A 16,968-nucleotide genomic window follows, 5' to 3' on the forward strand; every position below is an offset into this window, starting at 1 on the left:
ACATCGATGATAACCGCTTATAGCACCATGGCAACCGGCCTGGCAATTGAGCCACCCAAGCCCTTATCGCCCCAGCAGCACCATTCCCCAAATAATGATAGTCATCACCACCGCCACCAGCTGCGCAGCGCCGCCCAGATCTTTAGCGCGTTTGGATAACGGATGTAATTCCAGCGAAATGCGATCGACCACGGTTTCAATCGCCGTATTAAGCAGCTCAACCACCAATAGCAGAAAACTGCAGGCGATTAATAACAGCCGTTCTATATTTGTAATATCTAAACCAAATGTAACAACCAGTAAAATGGCGTTAATAACCAATAATTGGCGAAACGCATCTTCGGTAAGCACGGCGTCAATAAATCCGGCCCAGGAATTCCTTATGCTGTAGGTTAATCGGCTTATTCCTTTTTTCTTTTCCACAGGCATGCAATCAGCTCTCGTCAATACTGCCACAATCACTCGCGAATAAATCACGCGGCGTGAATTTATCTCGAGTTTATTAATTAAAGGCCTTAACCGTTCTCTTCCCGGAGGCGCTGCATTCACTCACGCGCCGTCACCCTGCCCCTGAAACGGCACCGCCCGAAAATGCCCCGGCGCGGTTATTATTCTGAGAACGTGAAAAGGCGATGCGTTATCAGCCGGTTAAAGCGTTTTCTCGTATAAGCGGTAGCGCTTATAGGGAACCGCGCCGATGCGTTCTAAAATCGTCCGCATGCCGGTATTGGTTTCCAGGATCCACGACATTTCCAGCGCGTCGATATTGCGCTTGGCGAAAGGCTCGCGCAGCGCCTCAATCAGCAGCAGCGCAATAATCGGCCCGATGCGGCTGAATTGATATTCCTGGCGCACGCCCATCAACGGCACGCGCGCGGTGCGCACGCCGCTGACTTTCAGCCGCCACAAGAGCTTCGCCCAACCAAGCGGCAATAACCGGCCCTGCAGATCGGCAATCGCTTCGTTGATGTTCGGCAGACCGACGATAAAGGCGCAGGGGGCGCCATCCACCTCGGCGATATGGATCATATCGTCGGGCACCAGAAACTTCAGCTGATCCCCCATGGTGGCGAACTCGTGCTCGGTGAACGGGACAAACCCCCAGTTATGCTGCCATCCGGAGTTGAACACCTCGCGCAGCACCTGCATCTCCTCGCGAAAGCGCTTGCGGTTGAGGCGGCGAACGGTCACCTTTTTGCGCACCTGATCCATCATCCGGGTTAACGACGGCGAAAAATGCAGGTCGGTTCTTTTCATCCAATAGGCAAGCAAATCAATCCCTTCGCTGTAGCCCTGCTGCGCTATTTGCGCCGCATAGTAGGGCTTCGCGTGCGTCATCAGGGCGGAAGGCGGCGTATCGAACCCTTCGACCAACAGGCCGCTTTCCTGATTGATATTGAGGCTGAACGGCCCGGTGATTTTGCGCGCGCCTTTCGACCTCAGCCACTCCTCCGCCACCGTGAATAAGGTGCTGAAAACGGCGGGATCGTCAACGGCGTCAATCATGCCGAAGTGGCCGGTATCCTCGCCATGCAACTCCCGGTGCAGAGCATCGATTTGCGCCGTGATGCGCCCAACGACTTTGCCCTGTTTTTTGGCCACCCATGCCTGCCATTCAATATGGTCGGTGCCGGGATTCTTCTTTGACAGGTGCTCTTCGCGCTCTACATGCAGCGGCTCAATCCAGTTCGGATCATCGCGAAACAGTTGCGAGGGGAAAGCAATAAATTCTTTAAGTTCGCGTTTACTCAGAACTTTCTCAACACGGATCATAAATAGCCTTACGTTTTAATAAAATAATTAAATAAGCGCGCGACAACGCCTTTAGCATTTTTTATGCTGTTCTCATTTATTGGATTGTGTATTGCCTCCGGTTCAATGATAAGAAAAACCGAATATTACCCCCTGTGAATCAGCGCATTATTGCACCCGACATTCACCCTGTGATGTCCGTAATTGATAAAAAAGGAAACAGAAAGCGGCGCAGCCAGGCTACGCTAATGGTGCTCTTTTATTATTTCGTGCTGTTACGGCAAAAGAAACTCGCCGCTTTTAGTGTACCGACTTTAATCAGGAGGTGTGCCGCCATCTTTACCACTTAATGCTCTTTTTAAGATTAGCCTTAAATGAATCGTTCACTTTTGGATTTCTTGCGGCATACTGTTTAGGAAGTGTTTAAGTTCCAAGATAGCCATGCATGAGGTCATAACCTATGAGCCGACAGTTATTTCCTGCCCGAAAGAGACAGGCTAAAGAACGGCGCTGCCCGGATATTACAATAGCCTTTCGTATATCGCCAGGGTGCCGCTCAAGGCTGATAACACGGGCTACTCACGCTCTGCCCGGTTAATAACCGGCGTGCCCTCAAGCACGGCAATATACGCTGTTCGCGGAATGAAGATGGTTGAATAACAAACTTATTCAAAACCTATTCATAGTAAAACATCAATTACCTCGCCAAGAGCGATTTCTCTCTTTTGGTGATTTTTAATCTATGGCTAAGTTTGTCTATGTCTGAAACAAGTTCCGTTCATTCTCTTCCCATGCGCTATGCGGACTTCCCCACCTTAGTGGACGCGTTGGATTACGCGGCGCTGGGCAATACGGGAATGAATTTTTACGACCGTCGCAATCAACTCGTGACCGTTCTCGAATATCGCACGCTACAGCAAAAAGCGATCTCGGGCGCGCGGCGTTTATTGTCCCTGAAACTCAAGAAAGGCGATCGCGTGGCGCTTATCGCCGAAACCAGCGCGGGATTCGTCGAAGCCTTTTTCGCTTGCCAATACGCCGGCCTGGTGGCGGTGCCGTTGGCGATCCCGATGGGCGTGGGCCAGCGCGACTCCTACACCGCCAAGCTGAAAGGGCTGATCGCCAGCTGCAACCCCGCGGCGATCGTCAGCAGCGAAGAGTGGACGCCGCTGATCGCGTCGGCCACGGAAAACACCTCGGCGCTGCACATCCTCAGCGACGCGGACTTTAACGCCTTGCCGGAGCCGGAGATCGCCTTGCCGGCGCCTTCGCCCGACGATATCGCCTATCTCCAATACACCTCGGGCAGCACCCGCTTTCCACGCGGCGTGATCATTACCCAGCGGGCGGCGATGGCGAACCTGAACGCGATCAGTCGCGACGGGATCAAGCTGCGCGCGGGCGACCGCTGCGTTTCGTGGCTGCCCTTCTATCACGATATGGGCCTGGTCGGTTTCCTGCTGACGCCGGTGGCGACCCAGCTGTCCGTCGATTATCTGCGCACGCAAGATTTCGCCATGCGCCCGATGCAGTGGCTGAAACTGATTGCCAAGAATCGCGGTACGGTGTCCGTCGCCCCGCCGTTCGGCTACGATCTGTGCCTGCGTCGCAGCAACGCCAAAGAGCTGGCCGATCTGGATCTTTCCAGCTGGCGGGTCGCGGGCGTGGGCGCCGAGCCGATCCCGGCCGAGCTGCTCGGCCAGTTCGGCGAACACTTCAGCAGCATCAACTTCGACAGCAAAGCCTTCATGCCGTGCTACGGCCTGGCCGAGAACACCCTGGCGGTGAGTTTTTCCGATCCCTGCTCCGGCCCGCAAACCAACGCGGTCGACCGCGATATTTTGGAGTACGAGGGTAAAGCGGTCGCGCCCGGCAAGAAAACCCGCGCCGTCTCGACCTTCGTCAACTGCGGCCGAGCGCTGCCCGGCCACCGCATCGAGATCCGCAGCGAAACCGGGCAACCGCTGCCGGAACGCCAGGTCGGCCATATCACGATCTCCGGCCCCAGCCTGATGAACGGCTATTTCTGCGACGACGAGTCCCAACAGCAAATTCAGGTGACCGGCTGGATGGATACCGGCGATCTGGGCTACCTGCTGGACGGCTATCTGTACGTCACCGGCCGCAAGAAGGATTTGATCATCATTCGCGGCCGCAATATCTGGCCGCAGGATATCGAGTACGTCGCGGAATCCGAACCGGAAATCCGTTCCGGCGATGCGATCGCCTTCGTAACCGAAGAGCACGACGAAGCGGCCAGGATCATTTTGCAAATCCAGTGCCGAGTCAGCTCGGAAGAACGCCGGGAACAAATCGTGCGTTCGCTGAGCGCGCGCATTCAAAGCGAGTTCGGCATCGCGGTGGACATCGAGCTGCTGCCGCCGCACAGCATTCCCCGCACGTCGTCGGGCAAACCCGCGCGCGCGGAGGCCAAAAAACGCTGGCTGAGCGCCTCGCTCTACCCGCACATGCCGCAGCTGGCCGGTTTCGCGCAATGAGCGGCACGGTGGCAGTGACGGGCGCGACCGGTTTTATCGGCCGGCACATCGTCCAGGAACTGCTGGCGCAAGGGTTTAACGTGCGCGCCCTGACGCGGCGCGCGGGAAAAGCCGCCGCCGACAACCTGCAGTGGATCCCCGGCGCGCTGGAGGATCGGCCCTCGCTCACCGAGCTGGTGCGCGGCGCGGAGTGCGTCGTGCACTGTGCGGGCCAGGTGCGCGGGCATGCGGAAGCGGTGTTCACCCGCTGCAACGTGACCGGCAGCCTGAACCTGATGCAGGCGGCCAAACAGAACGGCCGCTGCCGTCGCTTCCTGTTCATGTCGTCGCTGGCGGCCCGCCATCCGGCGCTGTCGTGGTACGCCCATTCAAAGCAGGCCGCCGAGCAGCAACTCATTGCCGCCAGCGGCGATATCGCGCTGGGGATTTTCCGCCCAACGGCGGTTTACGGGCCCGGCGATAAAGAGCTGAAACCGCTGTTCAACGGCCTGCTGCGCGGCGTGCTGCCCCGGCTGGGCGCGCCTGACGCCAGGCTCTCTTTTCTGCACGTGAGCGATTTGGCCAAGGCGGTCAGCCAATGGGTACAGGCCGAACCCGCGCAGCCGAATATTTACGAACTGTGTGACGGTGTGGTCGAAGGCTATAACTGGCTGCGCCTGCGGGACATCGGCGCCGCCGTGCGTCACGGGCCGGTGCGCCTGGTGGGCATTCCGCTGCCGCTGCTGAAAGCCCTGGCGGATATCAGCGTGGTGTGGAACCGCCTGGTCAAACAGGAGCCGATGCTGACGCGCAGCAAAATACGCGAATTAACCCATCACGACTGGTCCGCCAGTAATCACGCGCTGTCGCAACAGATTAATTGGTTTCCACAGGTAAGTTTGGAGCGCGCACTGCGCGAAGGGCTGTTTTAATTATTCCAAATAGAGGTGTGTCAACGTTCTTATGCTAAATCGCGATGCTGTAATGGATTATATCCTGACGTGTTTGCAAGGTATCGTCGAAGGCGGAGTGGAAATAAAACCTGATAGCGATCTCGTCAATGATCTTGGCCTGGAATCCATCAGAGTCCTGGATCTGCTGATGATGCTGGAAGATGAATTAGATATCTCCATTCCTATCAATATATTGCTTGATGTCAGAACGCCTGAGCAACTGCTTGACGCGCTGCGCCCTTATCTGGAGAAAAACCATGGGACTGTATGATAAGTTTGCGCGCCTCGCCAATGACCGCGAACAATTTCAAACGTCCGGTCTGAATCCGTTCGGCACCTGTATCGACGAAGTCTATTCCGCCACCCAGGGCCGCATCGGCGATCAAAAGATTGTCCTCGCCGGCACCAATAATTACCTTGGCCTGACGTTCGATGCGCAGGCGATCGCCGCCGGCCAGGCGGCCCTGGCCGCGCTCGGCACCGGCACCACCGGCTCGCGCATGGCGAACGGCAGCTACGGATCGCACCTGACGCTGGAACGGGAGCTGGCGGAATTCTTCGATCGCCCGAGCGCCATCGTATTCTCCACCGGCTACACCGCCAACCTGGGCGTCATCAGCACGCTGGCGGGGCCGGGCGCCGTGGTATTGATCGACGCGGACAGCCACGCAAGCATTTACGACGCCTGCGCCCTCGGCGGCGCGGAGATTATTCGCTTCCGCCACAATGACGCCGCCGATCTGGAGCGCCGCATGGTGCGCCTGGGCGAGCGTGCGCGCGAGGCGATCATTATCGTGGAAGGCATCTACAGCATGCTGGGCGACGTCGCCCCGCTGGTGGAAATCGTCGACATCAAGCGGCGGCTCGGCGGGTATCTGCTGGTCGACGAAGCGCACTCCTTCGGCGTGATGGGCGAGCACGGCCGCGGCCTGGCCGAAGCGCTGGGCGTCGAGCAAGACGTGGATATCATCCTGGGCACCTTCAGCAAAAGCCTGGCTTCGATCGGCGGTTTCGCCGTCGGCGGCAAGGGGATGGACGTGCTGCGCTACAGCAGCCGGCCGTATATCTTTACCGCGTCGCCGTCGCCGTCGAGCATCGCGTCGGTGCGCACGGCGCTGCAAAAAATCGCGCGCCATCCCGAACTGCGGGAAAAGCTGTGGAGCAACGCGCACCGCCTGTACCACGGCCTCGCCGAGCTGGGGTATACCCTGGGGCCGCGCATCAGCCCGGTGGTGCCGGTGATGATCGGTTCGAAGGAAGAAGGGCTGCGTTTCTGGCGCGAGCTGATCGCCCACGGCGTGTATGTAAACCTGGTGCTGCCACCGGCCGCGCCGGCGGGCGTTACCCTGCTGCGCTGCAGCGTCAATGCCGCGCACAGCGATGAAGAAATAGACACCATCGTGCGCGCCTTTGCGGCGCTGAAAAAATAAGGCCTTTCCCTCTCGGCCGCGGCGGCGGTGCCGAAAATGGCATCGCCGCCCTGCCGAACCGATGCGCGCCTCAGTGCGCAGCCGTTGATACTTCCTCAGCGGAATAGCGATAACCCTGCGCCGCCATAAATTCCGCGATGGCTTTTTCCGCCGCCGAAAGCACCTCCTCGATCGGCCGATCGGCATCGAGATCCACGATGTCGGCGCCTTCGAACGTCAATAACGGCGTGACGGCGATCTTCTTCTCCAGCGCCGCTTTGCGGTGATCGGGTTTGCGCGCGCAGGCCACCGCCAGACTGACATTCAGCTTGAGCACCAGATCCGGTTTTTGCCCCGCCATCCATTGGAACGCCGCCCGCTCGCGCGCCGCCAGCCAACGGACAAACCGGCTCCCTTCAACGTCGACGGGAAAAACCGTGCCGTCGTAAGCGCCGGGGATCTGCGCCTGCGGAAAACGGTCGGTCAACACGATGAACCCTTGCCGCCGATACGCCAGCATGCGGCGAAACCGCAGCAAGCGCCGCCCCACGAAAGCGATGATCACCGCCGACGGCAGCAGGCCAATGCGGGATTTTTTCGTTTTGACTTTTTTGGTATTGCTCTCGATAGCCTTGCCCACCGAGCGCCCGAGCAGCGGCAACTTCGCCGCCGCGCGGCCGACGTTGCCCGCCTGTTTGCCCAGATGCACCTGCACCGCCGGGCCATAATGTTTCATATACGCGATCAGATGTTCACAAACGGTGGACTTACCCGATCCGTCGCTGCCGATAACCGCAATCAGCGGCGGAAATTTTGCACTCATAATAAGACTCTCTTTCAATACACCAGAAACGGCGTGCCATATTTGAAGCGAACTACCGCTTATCATTGCCGTGGCGGCCGCGTGGAAAAAATTTTCCGTAACGCGACGCCAAAAAAGCACAAAAAATTAAGCGAAAATTGAAAAGCCCTGCTCTTTTTTCGCCGTGAGCCCGGCCGGAAATTAACATAAAAAGCGAAACCGGCGCACGCACCAACAATTAGCACAAAATAACAAGAACGAACGCCATAAATATCAATTCAAATAACGAACAGGAATTCCCATCTCATTATTTTATCGCAGCAAAGCACAATAAATATCTTGAACCCAAGGCGTATTGGAATACAATAGTTTTTTTCGCATTGGATCAATTATTGTGAGTCAGCAGATAAGACCTTCATCTGATCGCTCGCCCGTGCGCGTAATAGCGATAACCGGCTGTGACGGCTCGGGAAAATCCACGTTAGCCGCCCGCCTGGTCAACGCCTTATCGCCGCAAGAACCTGCCGAACTGCTTTATCTCGGCCAGTCTTCCGGGCGCATTGGCGAATGGATCAGTTCGCTGCCGATTATTGGCGCCCCTTTCGGGCGTTATTTATTGAAGAAGTCGCAGCGCGTGCATGAGCGCCCTTCCACGCCGCCGGATAATGCCACGGCGCTGGTGATTTTTTTACTCTCCTATTGGCGCGTTTATAAATTCCGTCGCATGCTGAAGAAAAGCCGCAGCGGCGCATTGCTGATCACCGATCGTTATCCGCAGGCCGAAGTGGCGGGGTTTCGTTTCGATGGCCCGCAGCTGGCGAAAACCGCCGGCGGCAATCGCTGGATCCGCTGGCTGAGAAAGCGCGAACAAAACCTCTACCAATGGATGGCGTCTTATCAGCCCTTATTATTAATTCGGCTGGATATTGACGAACAAACGGCCTATTCACGCAAACCCGATCACTCATTGGCGGCGTTGCGTGAAAAGATCGCCGTCATCCCGCACCTGACGTTTAACGGCGCTAACATATTGGATTTAGACGGCCGCGAGCCAGCCAATCGTATTTTCGACGAGTCTCTGCGCGCCGTTAAAATATCGCTGAGGGCCGCCAATGCCTAGCCGCCAAATAACCTTTTCGTACCGAAACAGATGAAAAAAAATAAACTCACCGCCGAACAGAATACCTCTTCCGCCTGCATCACCGGGCTGATTGCCGTGGTGGGCAGCGACGGCACCGGCAAGTCCACGCTGACCGCCGATCTGGTCAAGAACCTGCAGCAACATCGCCCCACGGAGCGGCGCTATTTGGGGCTGATCTCCGGCGAAGACGGCGACAAAATCAAGAAATTGCCGTTCATCGGCGTGTGGCTGGAACGGCGCCTGGCGGCCAAATCCGATAAAACCCAGCGCATGAGCAACAGGCCGCCGGCGCTGTGGGCGGCGCTGATCATGTACGGCTTTTCGCTGTGGCGCGCCTCCAACCTGCGCAAGGTGCGGCGGCTGGCGCAGAGCGGCGTGCTGGTGATCAGCGATCGCTACCCGCAGGCGGAAATTTCAGGTTTTTACTACGACGGGCCCGGCATCGGCGTGGAACGCGCAAAAGGCTGGCTATTGAGCCGCCTGGCGGCGCGCGAACGCCGTTTATATCAACGCATGGCCGTCTATCGGCCGGCGCTGATCATTCGCCTCGATATCGACGTCGATACGGCGTTTTCTCGCAAGCCCGATCACAGCTATGAAGAGCTGAAAGACAAGATTTCCGCCATGGTGCGCCTGCAGTACAACGGCGCGCGCATCATCGAGCTGGACGCCAGAGCCCCTTACGACGAGGTGCTGAGCAACGCGCTCAACGCCATTTCCGCCGTGGTGAACCCCGCGAAGTGCCCACAGAGCGACATCGGGCAACCCGGCGAAAACGCCGGCGAAGAAACTCAGGTTTATTAAACGCATACAGGGCAAGCGCATGACAGCGGAACACAAGATGCAGCAAAACAACGATAACGGCTGGTTTGGGTTATGAAACGGTGGTTTTCCGATGGCGCATTTCGCTCCATTTTACGTAATGCCGCCTACTTAGGCTCCGGCAGCGTGGCCAGCGCGCTGCTCGGCCTGCTGGCGCTCTCCTGCGCCGGTAAAGGCATGTCGCCTGAAATGTTCGGCGTGCTGGTGGTGATCCAGGCCTATACCAAAGCGGTCAGCGATTTCATCAAATTCCAGACCTGGCAGTTTGTGGTGCAATTCGGCACCCCGGCGCTGGAGCATCAAAACACCGGGCGCTTCCGCGACGTCGTCGCCTTCTCCTTCGGGCTGGATATCGCCAGCGGCGTCATCGCCGTGCTGGGCGGCATGATCATGCTGCCTTTCTTGTCTCACGCCCTGGGGCTGGACAGCGAAAGCTTCTGGCTCGCCATGCTGTACTGCACCCTGATCCCGTCGATGACCTCGTCCACGCCGACCGGCGTGCTGCGCGCCTTCAACCGCTTCGATCTCATCGCCATCCAGCAGGCCATCAAGCCGTTCCTGCAGGCGGTGGGCAGCGTCATCTCCTATTATTTCGATCTGGGATTCCCCGGCTTTATCGTCACCTGGTATGCCTCTAACCTGATCGGCGGCACGCTGTTTTGGTGGTTCACCGCGCGCGAGCTGCGCCGCCGCGATATCCACGGCGCGCTGAGGCCACGGCTGTTCAACGTCGCGCGCCGCATCGAGGGCGCCTGGAACTTCGTCTGGACCACCAACATCGCCCATACCATCTGGGCCGCGCGCAACTCCTGCACCACCGTGCTGGTGGGCGTGGTACTCGGGCCGGCCGCCGCCGGGCTGTTCAAGATCGCCATGACCTTCTTCGATGCGACGGGCACCCCGGCCAAGCTGCTGGAGAAAAGCTTCTATCCCGAGATCATGCGCCTGGATCCGCGCACCAAGACCCCGTGGCTGCTGGGCCTGCGCTCCTCGCTGCTGGCCGGCGGCATCGGCCTGGCCGTCGCGGTGTTGATGCTGCTGGTGGGCAAGCCGCTCATTTCCGCCGTCTTCGGGCAGCAATACCTGGAAGCCTATGACCTGATTCAAATCATGCTGGGCGCGATCATCGTTTCCATGATGGGCTTCCCGCAGGAATCCTTACTGTTTATGGCAGGCAAGCAGCGCGCCTTCCTGATCGCGCAGGCGACGGCCTCGGCGGCCTACATTGCGCTGCTGGTTTCGATGGCATATGCCTTCGGCGTGCAGGGCGCCGCCTTCGCTTATCTACTGGGGCAATGTTTAGACGTTCTGTTATCCCTGATACCGACGATCGGCGCCTACCGCAATCGCTTTATGTTGGGGCTGAATGTGCCCAAAGAGAGTAATTAATGACCGCTAACGATAATTGGAAGAAGTTCTCCGCCGAAACCACCCAGGCGCTGTTTGTCGCGGTGGAAGAGGATGACCTGGTTGAGGCGAATATCAGCCTGCCGCAGCAGATTGATTTGCAGTGTTCCCCCGAGAGCATTCGGGACAACTACGCGCTGTGCCTGCAGTTTTGGGAAGACGGCTTTTCCCGCCGCGAGCTGCTGCAACTGGTGAACGGTTTCCTGCAAGATCCGCAGTTGGCGGCGCCCACCCGCATGCGCTACAAATATATCCGCGCCCGCTACAAGCACCTGCGCTTCGCCCAGCAGCTGTACGGCGCGCCCCACCGCGCCAACCGCCTGTTCCACACCACCACCGTGGTGCTCGGCCATTTTCAGGACGCGTTTCGCAACGGCAACCAGAAAAACCTGACGCTGTACGGCAACCTGCTGCGGCTGCTGCTCAGCAAGCCGGTGTGGTCATATGTGCGCTATGCGCTGCGCCACACCCGGCTGGAAAGCGCACAGGGCTTTATCGCCTACCGCCAGGAGCAAATGCGCCAGCTGCAGACGCTGATCGCCAGCCCGGCGCTGACCGGGCACCAGTTCCACAACGTGCGCAAAATCGTCAGCCGCCAGGTGTCGTTTTACGACACGCTGAGATCGATCGACCCCGACAATCGCGAAGCCCGGCAGATCTCGCGCTTCCTGGCGGCGATTAACGGCCTGATGGGCGACCGGCACGACGTGATGGTGGCGGACAAACTGGCCGGCGGCGATATCTACGATCGGCCGGCGATCCTGGATATCGACATTCGCCAGCGCCTTGAGCTGCTGCTGGCGAGCTTTCCGCTGTCGTTTTCCCCGCCGGCCGTCGCTGCGGGCAGATAAGCGCGTTGCAAGGAGCCATGATGACGTTGCTTCGCTTGTTGATCTTCACGCTGCTGCTGTCGCCGCTGGCGGCATCCGCGCATAACTTCGTGCAGGGCCGGCCGGTGGCGCCAATCGCCATCGCCGATCGCGGCGAACTGCTTCTGCGCAACGGCGATTTCAGCTACCGGCCGTGGAACAGCGCAAAACTGGTGGGCAAAGTGCGGGTGATCCAATACATCGCCGGGCGCACCTCCGCCAAGAAGAAGAACTCGCTGCTGATCAACGCCGTCAAGGACGCGAACCTGCCGGGCGATCGCTTCCAGCCCACCACCATCGTCAACACCGACGATGCGATACCAGGCTCCGGCTTCTTCGTGCGCGGCAAGATCGAGAAAAACAAGCGGAATTACCCCTGGGCGCAGTTCATCGTCGACAGCGACGGGCTGGGGCGCATGGCCTGGCGGCTGCCGGAGGAGAGCTCCACCATCGTGGTGCTGGACCAGGCCGGGCGCGTGCAGTGGGCGAAGGACGGCGCACTCACCCCGCAGGAAGTTGATCAGGTGATTGCCCTGCTGCGCACCCTGATCGACCGGGAGACGCCATGAAGCGCACACCGCCGGGAGCCGATGACGCATGTCTTTAATTGAACGCTATATCACGGTTGAGATCCGCCGCCTGGTGATGATGATCGCCGGGTTTCTGATCTTTATGTTCGCCAGCTACTCCGCCCAGCGCTACCTGACCGACGCCGCCAACGGCACGCTGGCGCTGCGGGTGGTGGCCGACGTGGTGTTCTATAAGTCGCTGATCGCGCTGGAGATGATATTGCCCGTCGCGCTGTATGTCTCGGTGGCGGTGGCGCTGAGCCAGCTGTACAGCGATGCGGAAATCACCGCCATGCTGGCCGCCGGCGCCAGCCCGCTGCGGCTGTACAAGGCGGTGCTGATACTGGCCGTGCCGCTGGCGATAGCGGTCACGCTGCTGTCGCTGTATGGCAGGCCCTGGGCGTACGCCAATATTTATCAGCTGCAGCAAGAGTCGCAGTCGGTGCTGGACGTGAGCCACCTGCAGGCCGACAAATTCAACGTTAGCGGCAACGGCCGCATGATCCTCGCCAATCACGTCGACAAAACGGCCAACCACCTGACGGATGCCCTGATTTATGTGCGCGGCGGCCATCACACCAACCTGTACCGCGCGCAGTCGGTGGAGGTGCTCGACGCCTCCCCCGCCAGCCCCGCCGTGCGGCTGAAAACCGGCACCGCCTATGTGCTGGATCGCCAGGGCACCGACGACAACGGGCAGAACTACGACAACTTCGACATCGCGCTCAAACCGTTCGTACCCAGCGCCGAGAGCCGGCACAAATCGGCCTCGCCGGCGGAGCTGGCGCGCTCCGCCGATCCGGGTGACGCCGCCGAACTACAATGGCGCGAAAGCCGCGGGCTGACCACCGTGCTGATGGTGCTGTTGGCGATCCCCTTTAGCCGCATCAAGCCGCGACAAGGGCGCTACGCCGCGCTGCTGCCCCTGACGGTGCTGTTTACCGCGATTTTCTATGGCGGCAACATTTGCCGCACGCTGGTGGCCAACGGCTCTCTGCCGACGATCCCCGGCGTTTGGCTGGTGCCGCTGGCGATGGCTGCCGGCATCGCCCTGCTGCTGGCGCGCGACTTATCCCTGCTGCGGAAACCCTCCCGATGACTATTTTTAGCCGTTACCTGATCCGCAACGTGTTCATCGGCTTCGCCGCCGCGGCCGGGCTGCTCATCCCGCTGTTCACCACCTTTACGCTGATCAACGAGCTGGAGGACGTGACCCCGGGCGGCTACCGCTGGCAGCAGGCGCTGCTGGTGACCGTGCTGACCCTGCCGCGCAGCCTGGTCGATCTGGGGCCGTTTATCGCGCTGCTCGGCGGCATCGTCGGGCTGGGGCAGCTATCTAAAACCCTGGAGCTGACCGCGATCCGCGCCGCCGGGATGTCGATATTCCGCATCGCGCTGGTGATGCTCGCCGCCGGGCTGCTGATGAACCTGTCGCTCGGCGCCCTCGATGAATGGGCGGCCTCGCCGCTGCAGCAACGCGCGCTGCAGATGAAGAACAACGCCCTGGCGCAGTCGAACGCTAACGACGTCACCGTGAACCCGCTGTGGGCGCGGCGCGGCAATGAGTTTGTGACGGTCAAAACCGTCGATGAGAACGACCAGCCCCACGGCATTGAGATCTTCCGTTATCAGGCCAACCGCGCGCTGGAATCTTACATTTACGCCGACAGCGCCAGCACCGCCGCCGACGGCAGCTGGCTGCTGCACAACGTGATGCAGAAAAGCTGGCAAGGCAGAAAAGAGACGATTGAGCGGCATAGCAGCCTGCCGTGGCGCTCGCTGTTCGCCGTGCCGAGCCTGAAAGAGCTGACCCTGCCGGCCGGCAGCTTCTCGCTCCAACAGCTGGAGCGCTATATCGATTACCTGCAGGGCTCGGGGCAGCCCAGCACCGAATACCGCCTGGCGCTGTGGAAAAAACTCGGCCAGCCCCTGCTGGTGCTGGCGATGATTTTGCTGGCCATCCCGTTTACCTTCACCGCCCCGCGCGCCCCCGGCATGGGCAACCGGTTAGCGCTTGGCGTCATCATCGGGCTGCTGACCTACATCGCTTACCAGATCGTTCTCAACCTGGGGTTGCTGTTCGCCCTCAACGCGCCCTTCACCGCCCTCGTCCCGCCGCTGCTGATTTTGGCGCTGGCGTTGGTGCTGGTTTATCGGTTTGATCGGCGGGGTTAAAAACCCGCAGCAGCCTTTGGAAAACAAGAACTTTCCGGTTAACCTTTGGCCGGCTTTACAAATTGGCCTGAGCCGTTATCATCCCTTATCTGGTGTCCTATGCGCCGTTAGCTACTGCTGACTGCCGTTCGATAACATGCCCCTCAGGGCGCCATCGAGTGCAAGGAGTGCGAGCGCCCGCCTGAACAGGCCAAGACGCAGCAAGCAAAGGAAGAGACACGCTATGTTTTCCCGTTTGAAACTGCTGTATATCGCCGATGATATTATTTCACCTGATGAATTCCCCCGTATAGTCAGCCCTTCCAGCGCCTGTCACAGCCTTTCATACATGCCGGACAATGACATTCTGTCGCTTTTTTCTGGTTTTCGCGGTGGCGAACGGATCCGCCGTGAAGTCGGCGTTACGCAAAACGGAATAAGCTCTAACCTGCGCGCAAGAGTGCAGAGCGACCTGATGAGCGGCGTTGTCGTAGCGGTCGAAACCCGGCCCGGCGTGTTGGCGACGATGGGGCCATTTTACGCCGACATCGACGGCTACCTGATACCGCAGGGAAGACAAGAGCCCAACTACCCGGTGGACAAGATAGTGAAGCGGTACGAAGAGGCCGTGAAGTCTTATGGCGGCCGCCGGGCGCGCCCGTCCGTCTTCCCCGCACAAGTCACGCGGGCCAAACCGGCCCTTGGCCCGGATATCCCGGCGCAAGGTGGAAGAGCCTCACAGTCGGTCGTGTCTGGCCCGTTGACCAAAGCGCAACGCTGGCAGGAGCGAAAATACCTCATTGGCCGCGGGCAACGGAGTATCTACCCGGATGCCCGAATCGCCTCGGAACGCCTGGCGGCAAACAATGTCGCCGTCGAGAAGGCAAAGCTGGCGGAGAATATCTACAAGACCACGAATCCGCTAAAGGATACACCCGACGTTCCCGAGGGCTGGAAAGATATCAGTAACGATAATGCGGCCCTGAGTAAAATTGGGCTAAACAGAAATATGCTCTTCGACAGAGATGAATCGCCGGATTTTTTGGCAAGGGTATATCAACCTGACAACAGTATTTTTGGTAAAGAGATGAATCCGACAGTCGTGTTCAGAGGATCAAGAGCGCCAGAGTTCCCGGAGGGAATCGGCAGCGCCGCCAAAAAGGCCCTTAGGGGCGATTTGTCAGGAATTAAAAATGTGAATGACTGGATAAATAATGGTGCTCAGGGGATGGGGACGAGCTCAGACTATTATAAACAGGCGGTTAAAATAGGATTACAAGTAAAGAACTCCTCCGGTGTCGATATTTCTGGTCATTCATTGGGCGGGGGAATGGCCTCCGCCGCATCAATGACCAGTGGAAAACCCGCCTGGACGTTTAATGCAGCCGGGCTCCATCATGGAACTGTAGGGAAATACGGAGCTGAAATGATTGGTTCAGCCAAGAACATACAGGCCTATCGAGTTGAGGGAGAACTATTAACTACGTTACAGGAGGTTAATAACGAAAGTGACTATGAGCTTATAAAAAATGCCCTGCCCGATGCTTTGCAAAAACCCTGGGGCACAGCATTGCCTTTCACCTTGAAAGAGTGGTCATCACTGGCGCTGCCTGATGCCGCCGGCATACCACACACTCTTGCCGGTGGGACAGGAACCTTGCTCGATAAACACGGTATAGACCAGACAATAAAGTTGATTGAAGATCAGAAAGACGAGGATGTCGCCACCATCAGGGGGAGAATATGAGCAAGTGGATAATGGCAATGGCGTTACTGTTTACTGTTCTCATGATGCAAGGATGCAAAAAAAACATGGAATATGAACCACAGGATTTTTTTGAAGGCCGTCAATTGGAAGTCGCACAGCTGATTTATGATGGCGATGAAGTGAAACTGAATGAGAAGCTTCCTTCAATAAGCAAGGAAGAACTGAATCGACCAGTGAAAGCAGACATGACCCTGCTGTTTTGGTCGGTGTTGAACTCAATCTATGATAAAAACACGCCGGAAAGGCTGAAAATAATAACCGACCTGGTTAAAGCTGGCGCAGACCCGTTGCAGCCCAGACCAGAGGGAGGAAGCAGCCCGGCGGAATTCGTCATGAAAGCCGACAAGGGGATTTGGGTCAAAGCCATGCTCGACGGCGGTTTACCGCCAAACGCAAAAGATAAGGTATTCAATGAGCCCATTGTATTCCAAACAATCAAAGCCAAGAACACTGAAACGTTAAAGGTGATGCTGGATTATGGCGCGGATATAAATATCAGAGACTCCTTGCAACAAACCTTATTAATGGATGCTTTTTTTAGCTCAGCCTTTGAGCACATGACCCTACTGCTCAATCGAGGGGCAAATCCTAACCCGGTAAATATAAACAATCTTTCGCTGTTAACAGCAGTGAATCGGCAAATAAAAGACAGCCAAGATGGCTCAGAATACAATGTACAGTGTAAGAAAATACTCGAGCTCATGTTTTTGAAAGGAGCAAAGGAAACACAGTAATTTCATCAACGCAGATCTGACAGCTGCCGATTTTTTATACCTGGGCTGTCAGATTGCATCTGGTTTTCGATAAACACGCTATAGACCACACAATAAAACTGATTGAAGAGA

16 protein-coding genes are annotated in these 16,968 nt (G+C 58.0%); 13 read left to right on the forward strand and 3 right to left on the reverse strand.

Annotated elements, in window-relative coordinates; genetic code table 11:
- Window positions 1–63: 63 nt before the first annotated feature.
- Window positions 64–429, reverse strand: a complete 366-nt coding sequence (locus ACJ8HH_RS11880; RefSeq protein ID WP_033635218.1) for a diacylglycerol kinase — start codon at window positions 427–429, stop codon at window positions 64–66.
- 219 nt (window positions 430–648) lie between these two features.
- Window positions 649–1,773 carry a hypothetical protein gene (locus tag ACJ8HH_RS11885; protein ID WP_039565146.1) on the reverse strand — a complete coding sequence of 375 codons (1,125 nt, stop codon included), beginning with the start codon at window positions 1,771–1,773 and terminating at the stop codon, window positions 649–651.
- 737 nt (window positions 1,774–2,510) lie between these two features.
- On the opposite strand from ACJ8HH_RS11885, the gene ACJ8HH_RS11890 reads away from it, so the two are divergent.
- Genes ACJ8HH_RS11890 through spt form a run of 4 tightly spaced genes read left to right on the forward strand, consistent with a single transcriptional unit; the run spans window position 2,511 to window position 6,612 of the window.
- Window positions 2,511–4,250, forward strand: a complete 1,740-nt coding sequence (locus ACJ8HH_RS11890) for a fatty acyl-AMP ligase (protein ID WP_033655213.1) — start codon at window positions 2,511–2,513, stop codon at window positions 4,248–4,250.
- Window positions 4,247–5,161 carry an NAD-dependent epimerase/dehydratase family protein gene (locus ACJ8HH_RS11895; RefSeq protein WP_060451701.1) on the forward strand — a complete coding sequence of 305 codons (915 nt, stop codon included), beginning with the start codon at window positions 4,247–4,249 and terminating at the stop codon, window positions 5,159–5,161. The genes ACJ8HH_RS11890 and ACJ8HH_RS11895 overlap by 4 nt, the downstream gene beginning before the upstream one ends.
- A gap of 31 nt (window positions 5,162–5,192) precedes the next feature.
- Window positions 5,193–5,453 (forward strand): acyl carrier protein, encoded by a 261-nt coding sequence (locus ACJ8HH_RS11900; protein WP_015378483.1) that lies wholly within the window; start codon window positions 5,193–5,195, stop codon window positions 5,451–5,453.
- Window positions 5,440–6,612, forward strand: a complete 1,173-nt coding sequence (gene spt / locus ACJ8HH_RS11905; RefSeq protein ID WP_004935542.1) for a serine palmitoyltransferase — start codon at window positions 5,440–5,442, stop codon at window positions 6,610–6,612. The genes ACJ8HH_RS11900 and spt overlap by 14 nt, the downstream gene beginning before the upstream one ends.
- Window positions 6,613–6,682: 70 nt before the next feature.
- On the opposite strand, the gene ACJ8HH_RS11910 is transcribed toward spt, so the two are convergent.
- Window positions 6,683–7,414, reverse strand: a complete 732-nt coding sequence (locus ACJ8HH_RS11910; RefSeq protein WP_033647963.1) for an ATP-binding protein — start codon at window positions 7,412–7,414, stop codon at window positions 6,683–6,685.
- 373 nt (window positions 7,415–7,787) lie between these two features.
- Between ACJ8HH_RS11910 and ACJ8HH_RS11915 the strand changes: the two genes are divergently transcribed.
- From ACJ8HH_RS11915 to ACJ8HH_RS11955, 9 genes are all read left to right on the forward strand, one after another.
- Entirely contained in the window at window positions 7,788–8,513 is a 726-nt protein-coding gene (locus ACJ8HH_RS11915; protein ID WP_033655211.1) for a lipoprotein, read from the forward strand.
- Window positions 8,514–8,543: 30 nt separating this feature from the next.
- Window positions 8,544–9,338 (forward strand): hypothetical protein, encoded by a 795-nt coding sequence (locus tag ACJ8HH_RS11920; RefSeq protein WP_043147699.1) that lies wholly within the window; start codon window positions 8,544–8,546, stop codon window positions 9,336–9,338.
- A gap of 72 nt (window positions 9,339–9,410) precedes the next feature.
- Window positions 9,411–10,745 (forward strand): lipopolysaccharide biosynthesis protein, encoded by a 1,335-nt coding sequence (locus tag ACJ8HH_RS11925; RefSeq protein ID WP_049200021.1) that lies wholly within the window; start codon window positions 9,411–9,413, stop codon window positions 10,743–10,745.
- The gene (locus tag ACJ8HH_RS11930; protein ID WP_060451702.1) at window positions 10,745–11,614 is read left to right on the forward strand and encodes a hypothetical protein; all 870 of its coding nucleotides are present in this window, start codon (window positions 10,745–10,747) and stop codon (window positions 11,612–11,614) included. Before ACJ8HH_RS11925 ends, ACJ8HH_RS11930 begins: the two co-directional genes overlap by 1 nt.
- A gap of 20 nt (window positions 11,615–11,634) precedes the next feature.
- Window positions 11,635–12,201: a YtfJ family protein gene (locus ACJ8HH_RS11935; RefSeq protein ID WP_060388037.1), complete on the forward strand. Its 567-nt coding sequence runs from the start codon at window positions 11,635–11,637 to the stop codon at window positions 12,199–12,201.
- 28 nt (window positions 12,202–12,229) lie between these two features.
- Window positions 12,230–13,300, forward strand: a complete 1,071-nt coding sequence (gene lptF / locus ACJ8HH_RS11940) for an LPS export ABC transporter permease LptF (RefSeq protein WP_049195339.1) — start codon at window positions 12,230–12,232, stop codon at window positions 13,298–13,300.
- Entirely contained in the window at window positions 13,297–14,376 is a 1,080-nt protein-coding gene (gene lptG / locus ACJ8HH_RS11945) for an LPS export ABC transporter permease LptG (RefSeq protein ID WP_060388038.1), read from the forward strand. The genes lptF and lptG overlap by 4 nt, the downstream gene beginning before the upstream one ends.
- Before the next feature lie 223 nt (window positions 14,377–14,599).
- Entirely contained in the window at window positions 14,600–16,102 is a 1,503-nt protein-coding gene (locus ACJ8HH_RS11950) for a phospholipase (RefSeq protein WP_197766253.1), read from the forward strand.
- Window positions 16,099–16,857 (forward strand): ankyrin repeat domain-containing protein, encoded by a 759-nt coding sequence (locus ACJ8HH_RS11955; RefSeq protein WP_060451703.1) that lies wholly within the window; start codon window positions 16,099–16,101, stop codon window positions 16,855–16,857. Before ACJ8HH_RS11950 ends, ACJ8HH_RS11955 begins: the two co-directional genes overlap by 4 nt.
- Window positions 16,858–16,968: the final 111 nt, after the last annotated feature.

Source organism: Serratia sp. CY32780 (genome assembly GCF_052169135.1).
In the GTDB taxonomy this organism is placed as follows: domain Bacteria; phylum Pseudomonadota; class Gammaproteobacteria; order Enterobacterales; family Enterobacteriaceae; genus Serratia; species Serratia sarumanii.